Raw genomic sequence first — 19,736 nt, 5'->3', positions numbered from 1 at the left:
TTTTACCTCCTTGCATATAAGCAACTGTATCATAATAGATATTTTTATCAAATTTCATTATAAATCTACATTTACAAAGAAAGCTTATTTTACTTCTTCAAAAAATAAAAACCTCCAGTTTAAATACTAGAGGTTTTCTCGTTATTTCTTCAAGCGGTCAATAAAATCGTTCAATTTATCTAGCGATTTCATATTCTGATTGCAAGCTACACCATCTTTGCAAATGTAGTTTCCCTTTTTAACGAAAGTTCCTGGTACATCGCCTTTAATTTCAACTAAAAACATTCCTACTTCTTCATGCCCATGACATAATGAACAAATGCTTTTTTTATTTAAACTTTGGAACGTTCCTTGCAGACCAACAAATTTATTTTTATCATTTTTCGCTATAATAAATTTCCTGCTTGATCCCTTATCAATCCAGCTTAAATAAGATATTTCTTTCATATCTATTTCTTCCATATCAGGAAGTTTTAACTTTTTCGCCTTAGGAAATAACTTTTTTAATGTTTGTGCTGTAACTTCTTGAAACGGAATTACATACGGATTTATTTTCATTAAAAATGATTCTGCATCTTCTCTATTTTGAACTGTTAATACCGTATCAATTAACTCTTTCTGTTCATCCGTTAAATTCTCAAATACATGTATTATCTTTTCAATCGCAAGCGATTTTAACGCTTGAATTACACCTCTATCATTTGCCGTTGCATGCCCGTTTGCTAAAATATAAGCTTGTGATTTTATAAAATTATATTGATCACTTCTAATAAACGCTTCCATCTTTATCACTCCATACAAATTGTTGATCTAGTTTTATTGTATACAATGATTACGTTTTTTGATATGTAAAAGATAACTTAGAAACAAACATTACATATATCACTTATTCTCTACCGCTGCATTTCCTGACAAAAGAAGCCATCATCTGTTTTCCATTCCGCATATAATACGTCTTCAAATTTAGTAATTCCTTTTTGCTTTATTTGTTTATAAAGCCACCCTTCATCAAATCCCGCTTCCCTCAAATTATCCTTAACTACTTTTCCATCACTAATTAATGAAATTGGTAAGTATACAGGCTTATGTTTTAAACTTAAATCATTTACAGTAGGAGATTCGTATTTACTTTTTTTCAAAACGCTTATGTTTCCGTTAGGTTCCAATATCATATATTCAACTTCTCGGATTGAAAATATATCTTTTTGTTGCCTAAGCATTTGTTGTAATTGGTTTATATCCAAATGATTTACGCTTAATTGTTCACGATCAATCTTTCCATTACGAATAATAATTGAAGGATATCCTTCAAAAAACCTTCTTGTCCCTCTTACTTTTTGTGTTATCACTTCAATAGTATAAATTAAAATTACCCAAACAAATACTGAATATAAAATAGACCATACTTTAATTTTAGGATCATATATTGAATTTCCAACGAGCTCACCTAGGACGATTGCAGAAATAAAATCAAAGGGCGTTAGCTGAGATATTTGTGTTTTCCCTAATATTTTTGTAGCAATTAATAGAACAAAAAAACCAATTAAAAGCTCTATCGTTATTTGTCCAATATGATTCATATATGTTCACCTTTCTACTCTTCAAATGTTCTGTATAGCATTTAATAAAAAACGGCACATTTTTTCTATTATCATGCCCGTTCACACTTCATATATCCAATACATATAAAACAAAAAGAGTCTGATTCAAAGTAATATATGAATCAGACTCTTTTCCTCTTATTTAGAATACACAATCTTTTTAATCGTTTCCCCAGAAAGAAAATATTCTTCTGCAAGTTGATGAATAGCAATCCCACTTTTAAACGCTTTTTTAATTGCTTTATTTCTTTCATCTAGTTGTTTTCTTCCGCCAGATCGTGTACCCCATTTATAATGTTTCGTTTCTTGTTTCGGAATATAAATTGTTTCACCTTGTATATACTTTTGAATTTCAGTAATTAAACTCTCCGGTAAAACAGCATTAGCTTTTACGTATTTCATTTCTGCTCGCCCCTTATTTTTTATGATTCATTTCAATAAGGTGCAAAGCCAAATATAAAAAATGATACGAGCTCATATAGGCGATTGTATATTACTTGTCTACCTCACGCAAAGTATCGCCATTTCCATACTTGGCTTTGCATGAGACGTTGCAGTGTCTGGCAATTGAATTATAATCGCCATATAAACACCTCCTAATATACCTTTTGCATTTTATTATATGATAAATTCCTTCTCCTTGCATCCACACCCTTCTTAAAGCACGAAATTACTTAGTTTGATATAATACTTTTTAATTGAATCAAAAATCATTGTGAGGTTACGTTATGAAGAAAAAAATTATCATTACGATCGTTACACTATTCTTTATTATCACGGCATTATTCGGAACATACAAATTGATGAACGCAAGAAGCTTTCAATTATTTGGAGATTTAACACAACGCGTAGAAACAAATGAAAAAGTGATCGCTTTAACTTTTGATGATGGCCCTACTAACAATGTAAAACAAATATTACCGCTACTAGATAAATACAACGCTAAAGCTACTTTCTTTTTAATTGGAAATGAATTAGAGAAAAAGCTATCGTTAGGAGAAGCTATCGCGCAATCTGGGCACCAACTTGGAAACCATACATATTCTCATAATAGAATGGTTTTCAAAACACCTTCTTTTATTAAAGATGAAATAGAAAAAACGAATTCATTAATCCGCCAAACAGGATTTACAGACGCAATTGATTTTAGGCCCCCTAACGGAAAAAAATTAATTGGACTACCCTATTATTTAAATAAAAATAATATCGAAACGATTATATGGGATCTTGAGCCCGATACTTTTTATAAATCTGCGGCTGATAAAATTAAATATGTTAATAAAAATGTAAAACCAGGTTCTATCATTTTATTGCATTCTATGTATGATGAGTCTAATGAAAATTTACAAACGATTGAAGGTATTTTAGATTCTTTATCTAAGAAGGGATATCAGTTCGTAACGGTAAACGAACTGCAAAAAAGAGCAAAATAAAAAAGTAGCGTATCTTTGTATGATACGCTACCTTTCTATTTATATAATGCCAAGTACATTTAAGAATACGATAATAATCGCAATTGGTGCGATAAAGCGAAGTAAGAATAACCATAACACAAATAATTTGTATCCTTTATTTTTACTTACACCTAGCTCTTTCATTAATACATCTTTCTTCATTTTTAAAGGAACAAAGATAGAAACTAATAATACACCAAGTGGCATTAATACGTTACTTACTGCATAGTCCGCTAAATCAAAGACTGTCTTCCCGAAAATCTTCAGATCACTTAATATACCGAATGATAATGCTGATGGTACCCCAACAACGAAGATTAATAACCCTACGATTAAGGCCATTTTTTCACGTTTCCCTTTACCTTTTGATGTTAACGATGCAACACTAATTTCTAACATCGAAATTGCTGATGTAATAGTAGCAAAGAAGAATAGTAATAAGAAAACGATGAAGAATAATTTTCCGAATGCCATTTTACTGAAAATAGCTGGCAGTACGATAAATAATAGCCCAGGTCCTTGAGATGGTTCCATTCCAAATGCGAACACTACTGGGAAAATTGCAAGTCCTGCAAGTAATGTAATAACAAGAGTTAAGGCTACGATAGAAAATGCTGAACGTGGTAAGCTTTCTTCTTTCGGTAAGTATGAGCTATACGTTACCATAACGGCTACCCCGACAGATAATGAGAAGAACGATTGCCCCATTGCGTATAATATAACTTCTGATGTTACATGTGAGAAGTCAGGTTGTAAGAAGAAACGAACTCCTTCTCCAGCACCATCTAACGTAAGTGCACGAACGATTAAAACAAAGAATAAAACGAATAATGCTGGCATGAAATATTTATTTACTTTTTCAACACCATTTTGTACACCTTTACTTACGATAAAAATAGTAATAAGGATGAATAATAGCTGTGATCCAACTGCTAAATATGGATTGGAAATGATTTCACCAAACGTAGCTTCGTATGCTCCATTTCCTTCCCATAGTCTACCTGTAATCGCATTCCATAAATATAATAAAATCCAGCCTCCTACAACACTGTAGAAAGAAAGTAATATGAAACAAGTTACAATTCCTAATTTACCTAACCAAGGCCATAACGTTTTAGGAGCAATCTCTCTATATGCATCAACAGCCTCTTTTTGTGTACTTCTTCCAATAACAAATTCAGCTAATAATAGCGGTAAACCAATTAATAATGTGAAACCGATGAAAATTAGGAAGAACGCTCCGCCTCCTCCAATGCCGGCCATATATGGGAATTTCCAAATCGCCCCAAGACCAATTGCCGAACCTGCTGCAGCTAATACGAAACCTAATTTCGATGTCCATTGCTGTGAATTCATTTGTTAATCTCCTCTCTGTCTCTTTTTCTTTGTTACAATTCGGTATTTATATTGTTCTATCAATACTCTTTTCTAATACGTTCACTTCCTCCCTAATAATAAAAAAACGCCCCTACGTAAATACGTAGGGACGACAAAAATATCGCGGTACCACCCTAGTTGTGAAGAATACTAAGAAACCACCTAAATAAAAACGCCCCTACGCAAAAACGTAGGGACGATAAAATATCGCGGTACCACCCTAGTTATGAAGCCACACCAAAGTTAGGCCCTAAATAAAAAACGTCCCTACGTAAATACGTAGGGACGATAAATATCGCGGTACCACCCTAGTTGTGAAAAATCTTCACCACTTTATTTGATAACGGTATAAACTACCGTCTTTCATTTCCTCATAATGTGAGATTTATGAAAGATGCTCCAGGACGAACTTCATGAATAATCTATATACTGATTCACACCAACCATCAGCTCTCTGAAATAGGGAGATATTCACTACTATACCCTTTCATTGCCCAAATATTATTTTCCGAATTGATTACTATCATTTTTATCACACATTAAAAATAGTGTCAACTTATATTTTGAATTTTTATGTATTACAATCTATTTAAAAATTCAAAATGTAAGTTTTAGTTTAGAAAACAGGTGGATTAGTACATAACGAATTCTAATAGGCAATAGAAAAAGAATTACGTATTATTGATACTTATTCAATAATACAAATCATCTAGAAACATAACCTGTCTCTCTGTATTAGTTTTTTAAGAGTTTGATGGATACCAAGAAAATTTCACATCACTATCCAGTGGTCTATTTTTCGTTTCTTCTTTAATTACACGAAACCATTCATTTAGAATTTGAGTTTTGGGCAATTGAGCAGCAAGGTTATCTTCCCAAATTATATGTGAGAACCAGGCTTTCGTTTCCCATTCAAACTGCAATTGTGCGAACGAAATTATAGGGTGATCAGCTTCACGAAATTGCTCATTTACTGCATTTGAAACTTGTGGAGCTTGCGGTAACAACTCGTTCTGAATTGTATTTCTTATCGTCTCATTTTCGAGCTGATCCCAGAAATACAATTGCCCATTTATTTGATAAAAAATATCAAATGAGGCCTCACCTTTCTTCAAGTTCAATAATACGAAGGCACGTTCCACATCATTGTCAGCCGCCTTTACAGCATTAACAATTATATTTTGTGCCATTGATACCCAGTAACTAGTCGCTTCCTCTACCGGTGATTCAACATACAATTCTTCACTTAATTCATGAAGAGTAGCTTCTTGCTCATTTACTTTTTCAACTTTTTTAAAAAACCTATTAAAAAAACCCATAACTTCCCCCTTATCACTATTTTCTATTTCACAAAACAAAAAATAGATTTTTCTTGCTCATCCACATTTACTCCTGGCGCGTATGTATGAACTTGTTGCAACACTTCTTCTATTAGCAACTCTAACTCCTGCACACTTTTTTCTGGATTCCCTATTAATGTGTCCGCCATACGTTCATATAATTTTTCAGGTTTAATAGTCATTCGTTCCACATTATTAGGCATCCATTTAAACGCTGGATGATGTACGTACATTTTATTCAAACCAAATAAAACACCGAATACGTTCCTTTGTACTTCGCAAATAACGTCATAAAGCATAAGCCAATCTTTCCGTTTTAAAAGCGCCTTTCGATTGTGCCAACGATTACTTAACCATAGATTTTCTGAAATCATCCGTTTTACTAGTTCATCTGGATATGCCGCTACTTTTTCTTTTAATTCATTCACTTTCCCTTCTCCATACAAACTAACACCATCATGAACGGATGATACAATACATTGTTTTTCATAATTTATATCATATTGATCCACCACATCCGAAATTACTTTCTCTACTGTCTCTGTTAAAAAGTTACTAATCTCTAATTTAATTCCCTCTTTCGTTAAATACGTTTCCGACCATTCTTCTTCCTCATACGGATGATACGATAATATTTTCCCATCAATATGATAAATAGGGGCCCTACGATCCTCATCTTCCGGCGGTGTTGACCATAAAATATGTAATTCTATATCTGAATGTTCATCTTCAAGCTTTCTAGCTACTGAACCCGCTAAAATAATGGCTTCTACTTTCGGATTTTGCCTATAAATCTCTGACATCTCTATCGCTTTCTCTTTTAATCCCATTTCATTTCCCCCTAAAATTGCAGTAATCCCCTATATTTCATTTATCTATTTCAATATTACAGCTTGCATTACCTTTTCAAATTCCTACTTAATCATATTTCTATCCAATAGCGCTGAATAACTTCATCAGTACGAGAAGAAACTACTTCATTTTCTAACACACCGCCAACCTTTTGAATCGTTTTAGCAGAACCGATATTGGATTTATCGCAAGTTATTAATACTTTCTGCAATCCTAACTTTTGCGCTTCAGCTAATGCAAGTTGTAGTTGTTTCGTAGCGTAACCGTGGCGACGTTTATTTGGATGGACACTATATCCAATATGACCGCTTTCCCGTAATAATTCTGGATTTAATCTATGTCTAATATTCACAAAACCTATAAGTTCTCCTTTTTCAAAACTTAAAAACTGACTAGATGGCACTCGATTAGCTAGTAAATTTTCTCCTAGTTCTTGTTTACTCACTTTTTCAAACCATTTATCAAGAGAATCAAAGTTTTGTAAAGAACTACTTCCATGTGGTTGTTCCCCTGAGTGTAAAAACGCTTGTCTATACGCCGTAATATGCTCACTATATTCATGTATTGGTTTTAATAGTTTCATTGTTCTTCTCCCCCTCTTCATTCCATAAAACAAACACCTTAATAGCAGCTATTCACTATTAAGGTGTTTCTATCCTTTTTATTCAAATAACCCCATACTCAAATAACGTTCACCTGTATCAGGCGCAATACATAAAACTTTTTTACCAACGCCTAGACGTTTCGCTATCATAATTGCAGCGTAAACAGATGCTCCAGAAGATGGCCCAACTAATAATCCTTCTTGTCTAGCTAAATTTCTCATTGTCGTTAAAGCCTCTTCGTCTGCAATTTGAATAATTTCGTTATACACTTCTGTATTTAAGTTTTTCGGAATAAATCCTGGGCTTGTTCCTACTAGTTTATGAGGACCTGGTACACCACCTGATAAAACGGGAGATCCTTTCGGTTCCACTACTGCAATATATAAGTTTGGTAATTTCTCTTTTAACGTTTCACCAGTCCCTGTAATCGTTCCGCCTGTTCCTGCCGTTGCAACAAAAGCATCAAGCTCTCCATCCATTTGTTCGTAAATTTCAAGTGCAGTCGTATAACGGTGAATATTCGGATTAGCTGGATTTTCAAATTGTTGCGGGATAAAACTATTCGGTATTTGTTTTTGCAGTTCTAATGCCTTCGCAATTGCTCCTGGCATTCTTTGTTCTGCTGGTGTTAAAACTACTTCTGCCCCGTATGCTTTCAATAAATTAATACGCTCTTTTGACATATTGTCTGGCATAATTAAAATCGCTTTATACCCTTTAGCTGCTGCGTTCATCGCTAAACCAATTCCTGTATTCCCACTTGTCGGTTCAATAATTGTATCCCCTGGTTTAATGAGACCATTTTCTTCTGCAACGTGAAGTAAATTATAAGCAGCACGGTCTTTCACACTACGTGATGGATTAAACATTTCTAGTTTCACATACACGTCCGCTGCGTCTTCCGGAATAAATTTAGATAATCGGACGACAGGTGTATCTCCTATTAATTCTGTTACGTTTTCACATAATTTCATAGTGCATCCCCTATTCTATCGTTTTCTTATCACTTGGTAATAACCATGAAGTAAGTCCAATTAACGGTAAACAACTACATAATATCATAATGAACTGAAGGCTATATATATCAGCTAACTTTCCTAGTACTACAGCGCCTAGAGCACCAAGGCCGAACGCAAGACCTACAATTAGACCTGATACCATCCCTACTTTTCCCGGAACAAGCTCTTGCGCGTATACAACAATTACACTAAAACTACTTGAACTAATAAAACCGATACATAAAAATAAAGGTACGACCCACACAAGTGAGACATGTGGTAATAACAGCGCAAGTGGCGCTGAACCTAACATTGAAAATACGATGATGTTTTTCTTACCAAATCGATCTGCTAACGGTCCCCCGAAGAAAGTGCCTAACACACCAGCAATCATAAATGCGAATACGAAATACTGGGCATTTTTTATAGATAAACCATAATGCTCAATTAAGTAAAATTGATAGAAATTCCCGATACCGGCACCGTACCAAGAGCGCACAAAAGTAAGAAAAACAAGAAGTATAATAACAAATTTAATGTGTGTACTTACAATTGCATTTTCCGCCTCAAGCGCAGCTCTCTTCTTCCTTCTTACAGCGCCGGTTGCTAATTCATTTTTGTACCAATTCGATACGAAAATTAATAATGCAATTCCTACTGCTGCAAATGCTGTAAAACCTAATGAACCAATTTGACCGAGTGGAACGAAAATTAGCGCTGTAAAAATAGGAGCTAAAGAATTCCCCGTGTTTCCCCCAACTTGATAAATCGCTTGCGCTAACCCTCGTTTTGCACCTGCCGCCATATACGCAACACGAGCGCCTTCTGGATGAAAGACTGCGGAACCTAAGCCAATAAATAAAACAGAAATAATAACAATAATAAAGTTTGGTGCAAACGCGAGTCCAATCATTCCAAGCATACTTGAAAACATACCGAGTGGTAATAAAAATGGTGACGGCTTCTTATCTGAATACATACCAAACACCGGTTGCATAATCGATGACGTCATATTTAACGCAAACGCAATCCACCCTACTTGCATATAGGATAAATTCATCGTTTTTTCCAAAATAGGAAACAACGCCGGCACAACTGCTTGCATCGAATCATTTAAAAAATGTCCGAAACTAATCGCAAATAATATTCGATATATTGTCGGTGTTTCTACTGTGTTTTTTTGTGAAACTGCCTGCATATGTGAATCGCTCCTTTCTGTACAAAATATATATTTATTACAGTAGGTGTAATAAATTCTGACTTTTGAAACATTTCTATTCTATACTGCTTTCATTTCTTTTTCCAGAAATATAACTTAACTCCCATCATTGACTTGCATCCTTGTAACTTTCAGCAGTAAAACATTATAGAAAAAGGCAACCCAATCACAAACTGGGTTGCCTCTTACATTAAATTGCAAAACGCTTATACTTCTCGTAATCGCTCGTCTTACATTCCACTTCTAGTTTCGTACCTTCATTTTCATAACTCGTTGATAAAACGTGCGCATGATTATTGAAATACGAAACTACCTGTCCTTGATCATACGGAATTAACATTTCACATTTCGTATATTCTTTATAAATATGGGAACGAATCATTTCTACAAGCTCTTCAATTCCAACATGTTTCTTCGCAGATAAATACACGCGGTCTTCTTGTACTTTCGGAATTTCAACATCCACCATATCTGATTTGTTATAAGCATAGATCGTTGGAATATTTTCTACTCCAATTTTCTTTAACGTTTCATTTGTAATATCAATTAATTGTTCATAATTTGGATTTGCGTAATCTACGACGTGAATAAGTAAATCTGCTTCCGCTACTTCTTCTAACGTTGAACGGAACGCCTTCACAAGATGATGTGGTAATTTACTTACAAATCCAACTGTATCTGTTAATAAAAATGATTTATTATCTGGCAAATCAATATTTCGTACAGATGTTTCTAACGTCGCAAATAACATATCTTTTTCAAATACTTGTTTTTCTTCTGTACCATTATAAATTTCAAGCATTGCATTCATCGTCGTTGACTTTCCTGCATTCGTATAACCTACTAATGCTACAACAGGTATTTCATTTTTCTTACGTTGCTTTCGCTGCGTTTGACGCTGGGCAACGAGCGCTTCTAAATCTTTATTCAAAACTGAAATTTGTTCTTCAATTTTACGACGGTCTAACTCTAACTTCTTCTCACCGACACCTTTATTTTTCGTACCAACGCCGCCACTCTGTCTCCCTAACGATTCACGAAGACCGATTAAACGAGGCATCATGTACTGAAGGTGTGCTACTTCTACTTGTAGCTGTGCTTCTTTCGTTTTCGCACGTTGCGCAAAAATATCTAAAATTAAAATGGTACGATCAATTACCTTACAATCTAAATCCTCTTCTAAATTTCGAATTTGTGAAGGAGATAATTCATCATTAAAGATGACCATATTCGCATCTATTTCTTGTACATACGCTGCTACTTCTTCAATCTTTCCTTTTCCGATATAATGCGATGGATTTACTCGTTGTAAATTTTGCGTTACTTGCCCAATTACCTCTACATCACAGGCTTCCGCAAGATTTGTTAACTCTTCCATCGAATATGCAAAATCATCTTCATTACCTACATTTACTCCAACTAAAACTGCTCTTTGTAATACTTCTTCCATATATTTATTCCTCCATTTCGATTACGTAAAATAAAAAACACAGGTCGCTGCCTGTGTTTTCGTAAACGGATAAGGGTTCACCAAAGAAATAGAAGAAAGCTATGCTTTCATCCTATTTTATAGTCAAAAAGTCCCAAGATCATATACGTATCCACAATAAGCGTTCACCTATACAATCCCATTCTATTTATAAAGGCAAAACAAAAAGAGGGCGTATTCGTCCCTCCCTCTTTGTCACATATAAGCTTAATAAAGGGTTCCTTTAAAATAGGCAGACCAATCCCGTTCACTCTGTACACAGACAGAGCCTTTGAGCGCTATTCAATTATTGGCACAAAGTATTGAGACGTAATCTGATTAAGATCAAAGGAAGCCCCTCCGTTCATTTTAAGTTACATAAAGTGTAGCATAAGTAATTCGCTTTCACAAGGTTTAACAACCTATATCACACTAAAGAAAATCGTCATTTTTTGCGAGTTTTTCTCACAATAAAAATAACAAAAGCAATTATCAATTTTAGAAACTTCTCGTATATTATTTTTACAGCACTCGCCAAATTCCTTCATAGTAAGTTAAGTATTATCGTTTTAATACAACAAAAATCTATATTGACATTTTTATAACCTGATATTAGTATCAGGTTATAAAAAATAAAAATTAGGAGATGTTCCTATGCATTCTAAATCTCGTATTACTGCAATTGGTACTTATGTTCCAGATCAAATATTGTCTAATAACGATTTAGAAAAGATGGTCCATACGAATGATGAATGGATTGTACAAAGAACAGGAATGAAGGAAAGAAGAATCGCTAGCGAAGAAGAATATTCCTCAAACTTAGCCATTAAAGCAATTAAAAATTTATGTACAACATATAAGAAAAACTTAGAAGATGTCGACTGTATCATTGTCGCTACTACTACTGCTGATTACGTTTTCCCTAGTGTTGCTTGCCAAATACAACAATACTTCAACATACCTCATACACTAGCTTTTGATTTAAATGCAACTTGTGCTGGTTTTACATATGGACTACACGTCGGTAATAGCTTAATCACTTCTGGATCACATGAAAAAATACTTGTCGTAGCGACAGAGACATTATCTAAAGTTACTGATTATACCGATAGAACGACCTGTATTTTATTCGGTGATGGTGCTGGAGCTATTTTATTAGAAAGAGATGAAGACACCCCAAGCTTTATCGCTGCTCACATGGGAACAAACGGTGATGGCGGCATTCATCTATATAGAACAAACTTATCTACTACTATGAATGGCACACCACTGCAAACAAATGAAAAAATCGTTCAAAATGGAAGAGAAGTATATAAATGGGCAACACGTACAGTGCCAAAAGGCATAAAAGATTTAATACATACCTCAAATATGCAAGTAGATGATATAGACTGGTTCATACCCCACAGCGCTAACTTACGAATGATTGAATCTATTTGCGAAAAATCTCAAATTCCAATACAAAAAACATTAACGAGCGTGGAATATATGGGGAATACCTCTTCAGTCACCATTCCACTCGCTCTAGATTTAGCTATAAAAGAAGGGAAGTTAAATAATGGAGACACACTTTTACTATACGGATTCGGTGGTGGTCTTACACATTTAGGACTTATTGTAGAGTGGAATTTAATTTAAGTGTATAAAAAGAGGCTCTAGTCAGTAACTAGAACCTCTTTTTCATTTAATTTCTTGCCCCTTTTCGAGACCATATCACAACAGGAATAAGTAATAACGCTAACACGCCTCCAGCCAATGACAATGCCGCATAACTTGAATTCGCTACTACCATACCTGACATCGCTCCACCAGAAGCTCCAGCTAGCGCAATAAAAACATCTATTTTTCCTTGTGTTTTAGCACGTGTAGACGGTGTTGTGGAATCAACGATTTGTGCTGTACCACTAATCAATCCGAGGTTCCATCCTAGCCCAAGTAAAGACAGAGCAACGATTAATAGTAATAAAGAATCACTTGGCGCTATCGCAGCTATGACACCCGCTGCAAGTAAAATCACTCCACCAGCTATGCTCATTGTAGTTCGGCCAATTTTATCAATTAACATTCCTGTAACGAGAGATGGAAGATACATTGCACCTACATGAAAACCTATCACAAGTCCTACTGCACTTAAACCGTGACCGTGGTGTCCCATATGAACTGGCGTCATCGTCATAATCGCAACCATCACGATTTGCGTAAGTATCATTACGATTGCTCCAACTGTAATACCTCGTTTATTTTCTTTCACTTCTTCTGTTATTGGTTGCCCTTTATATGTATGTTCCTGTTTATATCTTTCTATTATGTTAGCAATAATTAACGGATCTGGACGAAGCATAACAAAAAGAACTAGACCCGCCAGTATAAATGCTGCTGCCGATAGTATGAACGGACCTGCAAGTTTAGGAACTCCAATTGAATGCGCAAAACTACCCATTACTCCTACTAAATTTGGTCCTGCAACTGCACCGAAAGTCGTCATTACCATCGTAATACTAACAGCCGTTGCTCTCTGCTTCTTATCTGCTAAATCTGTACCTGCATAACGAGCTTGTAGATTCGTGGCTGTACCGGCACCATATATGAGTAAAGAAATAAGTAAAAGAATAATGCTATTCGTTAAAGCTGCCATTACAACACCAATTGCTCCAAATCCACCTACTATAAACCCTGTTGCAAGACCTATCCGGCGTCCATATCGTTGCGAAAGCTTCCCTACTATGAAAGCTGCTAATGCTGATCCCAATGTAAACATAGCAGTTGGTAATCCTGCAAATGCATCTGTTCCAAGCATTTGCTGCGCAAGAAGTGCTCCCACTGTAATACCAGCAGCTAGTCCTGCACCGCCAAACATTTGTGAAATGCTGACGATTATTAACGTTCGTTTGTATAGTTTTTGTTGCTCTTCTTCTGTGTACACATGATTATCTATTAAAGCCCCTGCCTTATCTAGCAATTCCCCATCCTCCTTTTAAAATTAATCCCTCTTGTTAATGTACTATGTATAACGTTACATATTCAATGGCATTTTCCATTCATCCCTTTCATTCTAAAAAACTTTCTAATCATACTCGACTTATCCCATGCTATATTAAAAATACTACTATTCACAATATGCAAGGAGAAAACAATGAAAAAACAGGCTAATAGCAGCCTGTTTCCCTTTACACTTCTTCTACTATCCTTCCCCTTCTCTTTTTACTCAAAGCTCTTCCTTCCCAAAACAACAAACTTACGAAAGCACAAATTAAAATAATTGGCACACTTGCTTTATATAAATCTGTAAAACTCATTGCCATCTGATTCTTGGCATAATGATTCACATCATTCGAGAATGTGAGTACCTCTTTCTTTATACTTTCCTCTTGTTTTTCAACTTCTTTTGTTACTTGCCTCATAACTTCTTCTCTTTTTACATCCCTATATTCTACTGGAACTTTTCTTAATATTTCATCCGTCTTGTCGCGAATCAATTCTTCCTTTTTCTCTTTACTTAATCCCATTGTCATTGTATTTTGTTTCTTATTTATATTCGACTCTAAACTTTGATTCTCTATTTTTTCTTTAGTCATTTGTAAAATTTCAGTTTGCTCAGTACTATTCACATGAATATTCCGCACCTTTTCTTCTGCATAACAATATACTTTTTCTTTATTTACATTTAAATTATGAGTTAAGTTAGAGACAAATATTGCGACCGCCAATACAATTCCAACCTGTCGTAACATTGATACAACACTTTGAGAAGCAGTTAATAATTCTCCTTCAAACGAAGACGCACTTAAAACTGTAATTGGCCCCACTACTAAGCCATATCCGACACCTAATATCATACATGGAATAATAATTTCTATATTTGTTGAATGAACATCAATCATTTGCAACCAATAGTAGGAAAGCCCCATAACAAGAAATCCTGACAAAATAATAGTTACTTTTCCGAGTTTTTTAATTAAAGTTGCTGCAACTGGTGAGACAAAAAATATCATTGCTGAAATAGGTGTCACTAAAAAAGCCGCTTCAATTTCCGTTCGACCTTGTAGTTTCGTCAAGAACGTTGGAAGCAATACAGTAACTCCAATTAAAAATAAATTACTTAATATAACAACGATCGACGCTCCGACAAACATTCGATCTTGAAATAACTTTAAATTCACCATTGGGTTATGAATCTTTCGTTCTACTAAAATAAATAGAATAAGAGAAATAGTGCTAATTGCATAACAAGACAAAGCAATATTACTTTGCCATCCCCATGTATTACCTTTTACTAATATGAGAGTAAATGAAAAAATTGCTGTGCTACTTAATAGTAGTCCTATCCAATCTATTTTTGAGATAATACGTTCTTCATTTTTTATTTGTAGCATGATGCAACATAACACGATTCCTATTATACAAACCGGAACATTAACGAAGAACACCCATCTCCATCCTAAATTTTGCGTAATAATTCCACCTATTACTGGCCCCATAGCAGCTGACAATCCTTGTGTTACTCCTAAAATTGCAAGTGCAACATGCCTTTTAGCTAACGGCATAGCTGATACACCAATTACCATACTTGTTGGAAATAAAATTGCTGCCCCAATACTTTGTATAAAACGAGAAAAAATAAGAAAATCACCTGTATTAGCAAAAGCGCAAAGTACCGATCCACCACCAAAAATCACCAGACCAAGAATATACATCTTTGCTTTTCCAAAGATATCAGCTATCCGCCCTAACGGAATGGCAAGTACTGCAATCGTCATTGTATAAACATTTAATACCCAAGACATCTTTTCTAATGAAGTATTTACACTCGATTGTATTGCCGGTAAAGCTATATTCATAATTGTCGTATCAATCATACAAAGAAAGATACCTAGACACATTAAAAAGACAATCTTAATACCCTTTGATTGCTCCATCTTTATATACCCCTTTATTTATTGTGAATGCGTTTTTCATTCTTCTGTTTTATTGTTTTCTTTCGCCTCTAACTCTTCTAATTTTTTCTTCAAAGTCTCCACTTGTGCACTATACGATGCAATACCTACATCTAGTGAAATTTCTTCGACGAAAGTAATACCTACTCTCCACTTTTCATATTTCAATCGAAGATCTGCAATGTACGCTTCTTTTCTTTCAATTTCATCTTTAATCCATTTTTTTATTGTTACATCATCACTATAGTTGCCAAAATACATTCTCATTAAAAAATCCGAACGTAAAACATCCTTCTCTACAGGCGTCTGCATGTATTGATAAAATTCTTCACGCCCCTCATCTGTAATAAAGTACATTTTCTTATTCGGTTTTCCCTCTTGCATGACAACCTCTTTTTTTATTTTCCCTTCATTCTCCAATTGCCGTAACGTTGGATAAATCATTCCAAAACTTCCATCAAAAAAATGAGTAAATACGTCTTCAAACACAATTTTAATATCGTAACCAGACAATTCCTTTTCCATTAATAAACCTAAAACAACATCTCTTCCCTTCAAAGTAAAACCCCCACATAGTATATAATCAATAATCATATTAACAATATTAATATGATTATTGATTATATACCTTATTCTGTTAATTGTAAAATGTTTCTAAATAAAAAAGCCCCATAATTTGGTTTCACCAATTCACAGGGCCATTTTCTTATTTACTCTTTCACACCTACATCTTGCAAACCTTCAATATCCTCTTTCATTTCATAATAATAAGAAGGAAATTCTATACCATGTTCTAAGAAATAATCCTCAATGAATGAAATAATGATTTTTAACGTTTTCACACGAGCATACAATTTATCATTACTTTCAATAATATGCCACTTTGCATTTGGCTTACTTGTTTTTTCAAACATGTCTTCCATTACTTCAACATACTCATCCCATTTTTCACGATTACGCCAATCTTCGTCTGTAATTTTCCATCTTTTCAAAGGATTTTTCTCTCTATCTTTAAATCTCTTTAACTGTTCCTCTTTACTTATATGGTAGAAGAACTTCCCTATTATGTAATGGTCATCTGTTAGTAGTTTTTCAAAATCATTAATCTCATCATATGCTCTCATCCACTCTTCCTTTGTAGCAAATCCTTCAACACGCTCAACTAACACACGACCGTACCATGAGCGATCAAAAATGGTGATTTGCCCGTACTGTGGAATTTTGCGCCAGAAACGTTGCAAATAATGGTAACGTTTTTCATGAGGTGCAGGCGCTCCAATTGGATTTACTTGGAACCCACGCGGGTCAAGGTGTTCCGTCACCCGCTTAATTGCCCCACCTTTACCAGCCGCATCCCATCCTTCCATAACAAGCATAACCGCGATTTTTTCTTCTTTCAAAATTTGCTGTAATGCTAATAAGCGCCTTTGATATTTTTCTAATTTCTTATTGTACTTAGATTTTGATTCAATTTTTTTCGTTAAGTCTACTTTAGCAAGATGTCCATTTTCCATAAAACAAATCCCCCTTGTTGTATGACAATGTTATTTTAACATATTTTTGGTAATTTTTTCATATCCTAAAAAACTGTGTAGAAACACCTCTACACAGCTTCCTTCTCTAATTTCACATATACAAGCACATTTAACTACATTAAAATAAATAATTTATACTGAACTCTTAGTATATTCTTTTTATTAAAACGTAAAAATAGCCCTTTTAAAAAGGGCAGCAATCTAAGTATAGAAAAAAATTTATTCTTTTTTACTACATACGTAATTATGCCGGCTATAAGAGTAGTGAATAAGATATTGATCCACTACTCACAATAGCCTCTTTACATTATATGGTATATTTACTCGTGAAAAGAAGATAATAACAAGTAAATCCATTAAAGAATGGGAGCACTCAAAAAATGAAACGAAAAATATTAACTCTCTTTACACTTTTATGCTTAGCACTACCAATACAAGCTAGTGCTTACACATTTCAGTCACTACCGATTGCGTCAAAGTCTAAACAATGGTATGTCGAAATCGATAAATCTCATAACTCAAACAAGCAAGCAATCCAGCCAAAGCAAGGTGTATTTGATACGTATAGTTTACTCGTAAAAAACATCGGTCATGATGTATCAAACGTATCTGTGGAAATACTTGATAACAACCCTACCTCTAAAGCTACCTTTAAACCTACTACACCTAATGGAAACATTTCTAAAAGTCATACAAGCTTTGACTACATGGTATTCCCATTAGACTTTAATAGTCATAATTTTAAAGTTGTAATCACTTGGGAAGAAAAGAATTTCTCTTACAATGGCCATCCGGTAAATGAAGGTAAAAAAATGAAACAAACATTTGTATTTAATGAAGACTAAGTCCTAATTTCTTTAGGGCTTAGTCTTCTTTTTTGAAACCTGCTTGTATCGCTTCCGTCACTTCTTTTGTGATTTCTAATTTTGTTGTGCCAAATATGTACGGACAGTTTTTCATTACAAAGGTGTTTTATTAATACTAGTTGATTATATGCTAAGTTATTTTCTATATAGGTCTAGCCCTCTTTTCCCATATAATCAATTAAATCGACGAATACTCGGTACAGACAATGCTATTCCAATTGTTAAAATTACTAAACTAGCTAGTGTTATAATAGTTATTTCGCCACCTATGACAGTAGCTAACCAGCCTACAACTAGATACCCTAATGGCAATAAAGCAAAAGAACCCAACATATCAAGGCTTGCCACTCTTCCGAATGCTTCTTCTGGTACAAGCTCCTGTAAACTCGTTTCCCAAATGAGTCCAAATATCATCATGCCAAATCCTTCAATTGCCATTAAGAATATTAAAGCGGGTGCCCAAGAAATGAATGGCATAATTAATAAAGCAATGCCACTCATTAAAACACCTCCATAAGCCAGTAATCCTCTCTTATGCCACCGCTCTTTCCCACCAAATATTAATGCGGCAATTACAGCCCCACCACCAGAAAAGGCCATGCCAAGTCCATACACGTAAGCTTCAAAATGATGATGAACATTAAATAACCATGGAATTAATACGACGATAATGCCGGCATAACAAATATTTATAAAAGAAAAAACTAAAATTGTAATCCACAGCCACGGATGACTTTTTAAAACTAAAACACCTTCCATAAACTCTTGTTTGTAAGTAAGCTTACTCTTTTCAATGGGCTTTACTTTTTTAAACTTAATTTCTTTTAAAAATAATAAACATAAAAATGATAATAAGTACGTTGCTGCATCTAGTCCGAAACCTATCCCTGCAGATGCAACCGATACGATTAACCCACCAAGTGCTGGCCCAATTAATCGTATACCTTGATTACTCATTTGAGTGAGTGCGTTAGCTGCATTACGAATTTCAGGGACGAATACTTTTGCCCTTACAGCAGAATATGCTGGTTGGAATATCCCTTCCATAAGTCCATATATGGCAACGAGAATATATAAAATCGTAATTGTTAATAAATCCATAAATATAAGCGATGCAAGTAATAGCATTACTATACAGCGGATTATATCCGTAAATAACATTAATTTAACCCGATCAATTCGGTCTACAACTAAACCTGCAAATGGTAAAGCAAGAATATTAGGTAGCATGTACATTGCCATCGTCATCCCCATTACAACTGTTGAACCAGTTAATGAATACACAACAACTGGAAGTATGACCATAGTTATCGAACTACCTAAGGCCGAGAGTAATTGTCCAATCCATAAAAACTTAAAGTGCGTTGATACTTTAACTGGTAATAATAATTTTCCAATATAACCTAAACTTTTCTCCTTTTGTATTTCCCCTTGCATGTCTCTCCCCTCTTTTCAAATGACTATAGAATACATAATATATGACTGAA

At 34.5% G+C, this 19,736-nt stretch carries 18 protein-coding genes and 1 other annotated feature; of the genes, 3 read left to right on the top strand and 15 right to left on the bottom strand.

Annotation, left to right across the window (positions count from 1 at the left end; genetic code table 11):
• Nucleotides 1-141: 141 nt before the first annotated feature.
• The 3 genes from ACTFRY_RS13270 to ACTFRY_RS13260 all read right to left on the bottom strand — a co-directional run bounded on the left by ACTFRY_RS13270 (nucleotide 142) and on the right by ACTFRY_RS13260 (nucleotide 2,003).
• Nucleotides 142-783: a FusB/FusC family EF-G-binding protein gene (locus ACTFRY_RS13270; protein ID WP_000387064.1), complete on the bottom strand. Its 642-nt coding sequence runs from the start codon at nucleotides 781-783 to the stop codon at nucleotides 142-144.
• 110 nt (nucleotides 784-893) lie between these two features.
• Nucleotides 894-1,580, bottom strand: coding sequence for a DUF421 domain-containing protein (locus tag ACTFRY_RS13265; RefSeq protein ID WP_001015535.1), 687 nt, complete (start codon nucleotides 1,578-1,580; stop codon nucleotides 894-896).
• Nucleotides 1,581-1,739: 159 nt separating this feature from the next.
• On the bottom strand, nucleotides 1,740-2,003 hold the full coding sequence (locus ACTFRY_RS13260) for a CD3324 family protein (protein WP_000878327.1): 264 nt from the start codon (nucleotides 2,001-2,003) through the stop codon (nucleotides 1,740-1,742).
• Between the two features lie 326 nt (nucleotides 2,004-2,329).
• Here ACTFRY_RS13260 and ACTFRY_RS13255 point away from each other — a divergent pair, with 326 nt between their 5' ends.
• Nucleotides 2,330-3,034 (top strand): polysaccharide deacetylase family protein, encoded by a 705-nt coding sequence (locus ACTFRY_RS13255; protein ID WP_098616419.1) that lies wholly within the window; start codon nucleotides 2,330-2,332, stop codon nucleotides 3,032-3,034.
• 39 nt (nucleotides 3,035-3,073) lie between these two features.
• On the opposite strand, the gene ACTFRY_RS13250 is transcribed toward ACTFRY_RS13255, so the two are convergent.
• The 7 genes from ACTFRY_RS13250 to hflX all read right to left on the bottom strand — a co-directional run bounded on the left by ACTFRY_RS13250 (nucleotide 3,074) and on the right by hflX (nucleotide 10,896).
• Entirely contained in the window at nucleotides 3,074-4,411 is a 1,338-nt protein-coding gene (locus tag ACTFRY_RS13250; RefSeq protein WP_001088185.1) for a sodium-dependent transporter, read from the bottom strand.
• Nucleotides 4,412-4,710: 299 nt separating this feature from the next.
• Nucleotides 4,711-4,932 (bottom strand) — a binding site (T-box leader).
• A gap of 243 nt (nucleotides 4,933-5,175) precedes the next feature.
• Nucleotides 5,176-5,751: a hypothetical protein gene (locus ACTFRY_RS13245; protein WP_098616420.1), complete on the bottom strand. Its 576-nt coding sequence runs from the start codon at nucleotides 5,749-5,751 to the stop codon at nucleotides 5,176-5,178.
• A gap of 23 nt (nucleotides 5,752-5,774) precedes the next feature.
• Complete coding sequence (locus ACTFRY_RS13240) at nucleotides 5,775-6,602, bottom strand: DUF4037 domain-containing protein (protein WP_000523202.1); 828 nt, start codon at nucleotides 6,600-6,602, stop codon at nucleotides 5,775-5,777.
• A 92-nt stretch (nucleotides 6,603-6,694) separates the two neighbouring features.
• A complete protein-coding gene (locus ACTFRY_RS13235; RefSeq protein ID WP_098616421.1) occupies nucleotides 6,695-7,207 on the bottom strand; it encodes a GNAT family N-acetyltransferase in 513 nt (170 codons plus the stop codon).
• A 78-nt stretch (nucleotides 7,208-7,285) separates the two neighbouring features.
• The gene (gene cysK, locus ACTFRY_RS13230) at nucleotides 7,286-8,203 is read right to left on the bottom strand and encodes a cysteine synthase A (protein ID WP_000762273.1); all 918 of its coding nucleotides are present in this window, start codon (nucleotides 8,201-8,203) and stop codon (nucleotides 7,286-7,288) included.
• A 10-nt stretch (nucleotides 8,204-8,213) separates the two neighbouring features.
• Nucleotides 8,214-9,425: an MFS transporter gene (locus ACTFRY_RS13225; protein ID WP_001149411.1), complete on the bottom strand. Its 1,212-nt coding sequence runs from the start codon at nucleotides 9,423-9,425 to the stop codon at nucleotides 8,214-8,216.
• Between the two features lie 211 nt (nucleotides 9,426-9,636).
• A complete protein-coding gene (gene hflX, locus ACTFRY_RS13220) occupies nucleotides 9,637-10,896 on the bottom strand; it encodes a GTPase HflX (RefSeq protein WP_000393282.1) in 1,260 nt (419 codons plus the stop codon).
• 672 nt (nucleotides 10,897-11,568) lie between these two features.
• Between hflX and ACTFRY_RS13215 the strand changes: the two genes are divergently transcribed.
• Nucleotides 11,569-12,552, top strand: a complete 984-nt coding sequence (locus tag ACTFRY_RS13215; RefSeq protein WP_098616422.1) for a ketoacyl-ACP synthase III — start codon at nucleotides 11,569-11,571, stop codon at nucleotides 12,550-12,552.
• 46 nt (nucleotides 12,553-12,598) lie between these two features.
• Here ACTFRY_RS13215 and ACTFRY_RS13210 read toward each other — a convergent pair whose 3' ends face one another.
• The 4 genes from ACTFRY_RS13210 to ACTFRY_RS13195 all read right to left on the bottom strand — a co-directional run bounded on the left by ACTFRY_RS13210 (nucleotide 12,599) and on the right by ACTFRY_RS13195 (nucleotide 17,362).
• On the bottom strand, nucleotides 12,599-13,873 hold the full coding sequence (locus ACTFRY_RS13210; RefSeq protein ID WP_000884517.1) for an MFS transporter: 1,275 nt from the start codon (nucleotides 13,871-13,873) through the stop codon (nucleotides 12,599-12,601).
• Nucleotides 13,874-14,081: 208 nt separating this feature from the next.
• A complete protein-coding gene (locus ACTFRY_RS13205; RefSeq protein WP_098616423.1) occupies nucleotides 14,082-15,830 on the bottom strand; it encodes an MDR family MFS transporter in 1,749 nt (582 codons plus the stop codon).
• A 36-nt stretch (nucleotides 15,831-15,866) separates the two neighbouring features.
• Entirely contained in the window at nucleotides 15,867-16,406 is a 540-nt protein-coding gene (locus ACTFRY_RS13200) for a PadR family transcriptional regulator (RefSeq protein WP_000678333.1), read from the bottom strand.
• A 152-nt stretch (nucleotides 16,407-16,558) separates the two neighbouring features.
• The gene (locus ACTFRY_RS13195) at nucleotides 16,559-17,362 is read right to left on the bottom strand and encodes a polyphosphate kinase 2 family protein (protein WP_000427322.1); all 804 of its coding nucleotides are present in this window, start codon (nucleotides 17,360-17,362) and stop codon (nucleotides 16,559-16,561) included.
• A gap of 401 nt (nucleotides 17,363-17,763) precedes the next feature.
• Here ACTFRY_RS13195 and ACTFRY_RS13190 point away from each other — a divergent pair, with 401 nt between their 5' ends.
• A complete protein-coding gene (locus tag ACTFRY_RS13190; protein WP_016117566.1) occupies nucleotides 17,764-18,228 on the top strand; it encodes a hypothetical protein in 465 nt (154 codons plus the stop codon).
• 195 nt (nucleotides 18,229-18,423) lie between these two features.
• On the opposite strand, the gene ACTFRY_RS13185 is transcribed toward ACTFRY_RS13190, so the two are convergent.
• Nucleotides 18,424-19,686, bottom strand: a complete 1,263-nt coding sequence (locus ACTFRY_RS13185; protein ID WP_098616424.1) for an MFS transporter — start codon at nucleotides 19,684-19,686, stop codon at nucleotides 18,424-18,426.
• Nucleotides 19,687-19,736: the final 50 nt, after the last annotated feature.

The sequence above is a fragment of the Bacillus cereus group sp. MYBK195-1 genome, from assembly GCF_051916605.1.
Taxonomy (GTDB): Bacteria; Bacillota; Bacilli; order Bacillales; family Bacillaceae_G; genus Bacillus_A; species Bacillus_A cereus.
This window is presented reverse-complemented; position numbering and strand designations above follow the sequence as displayed.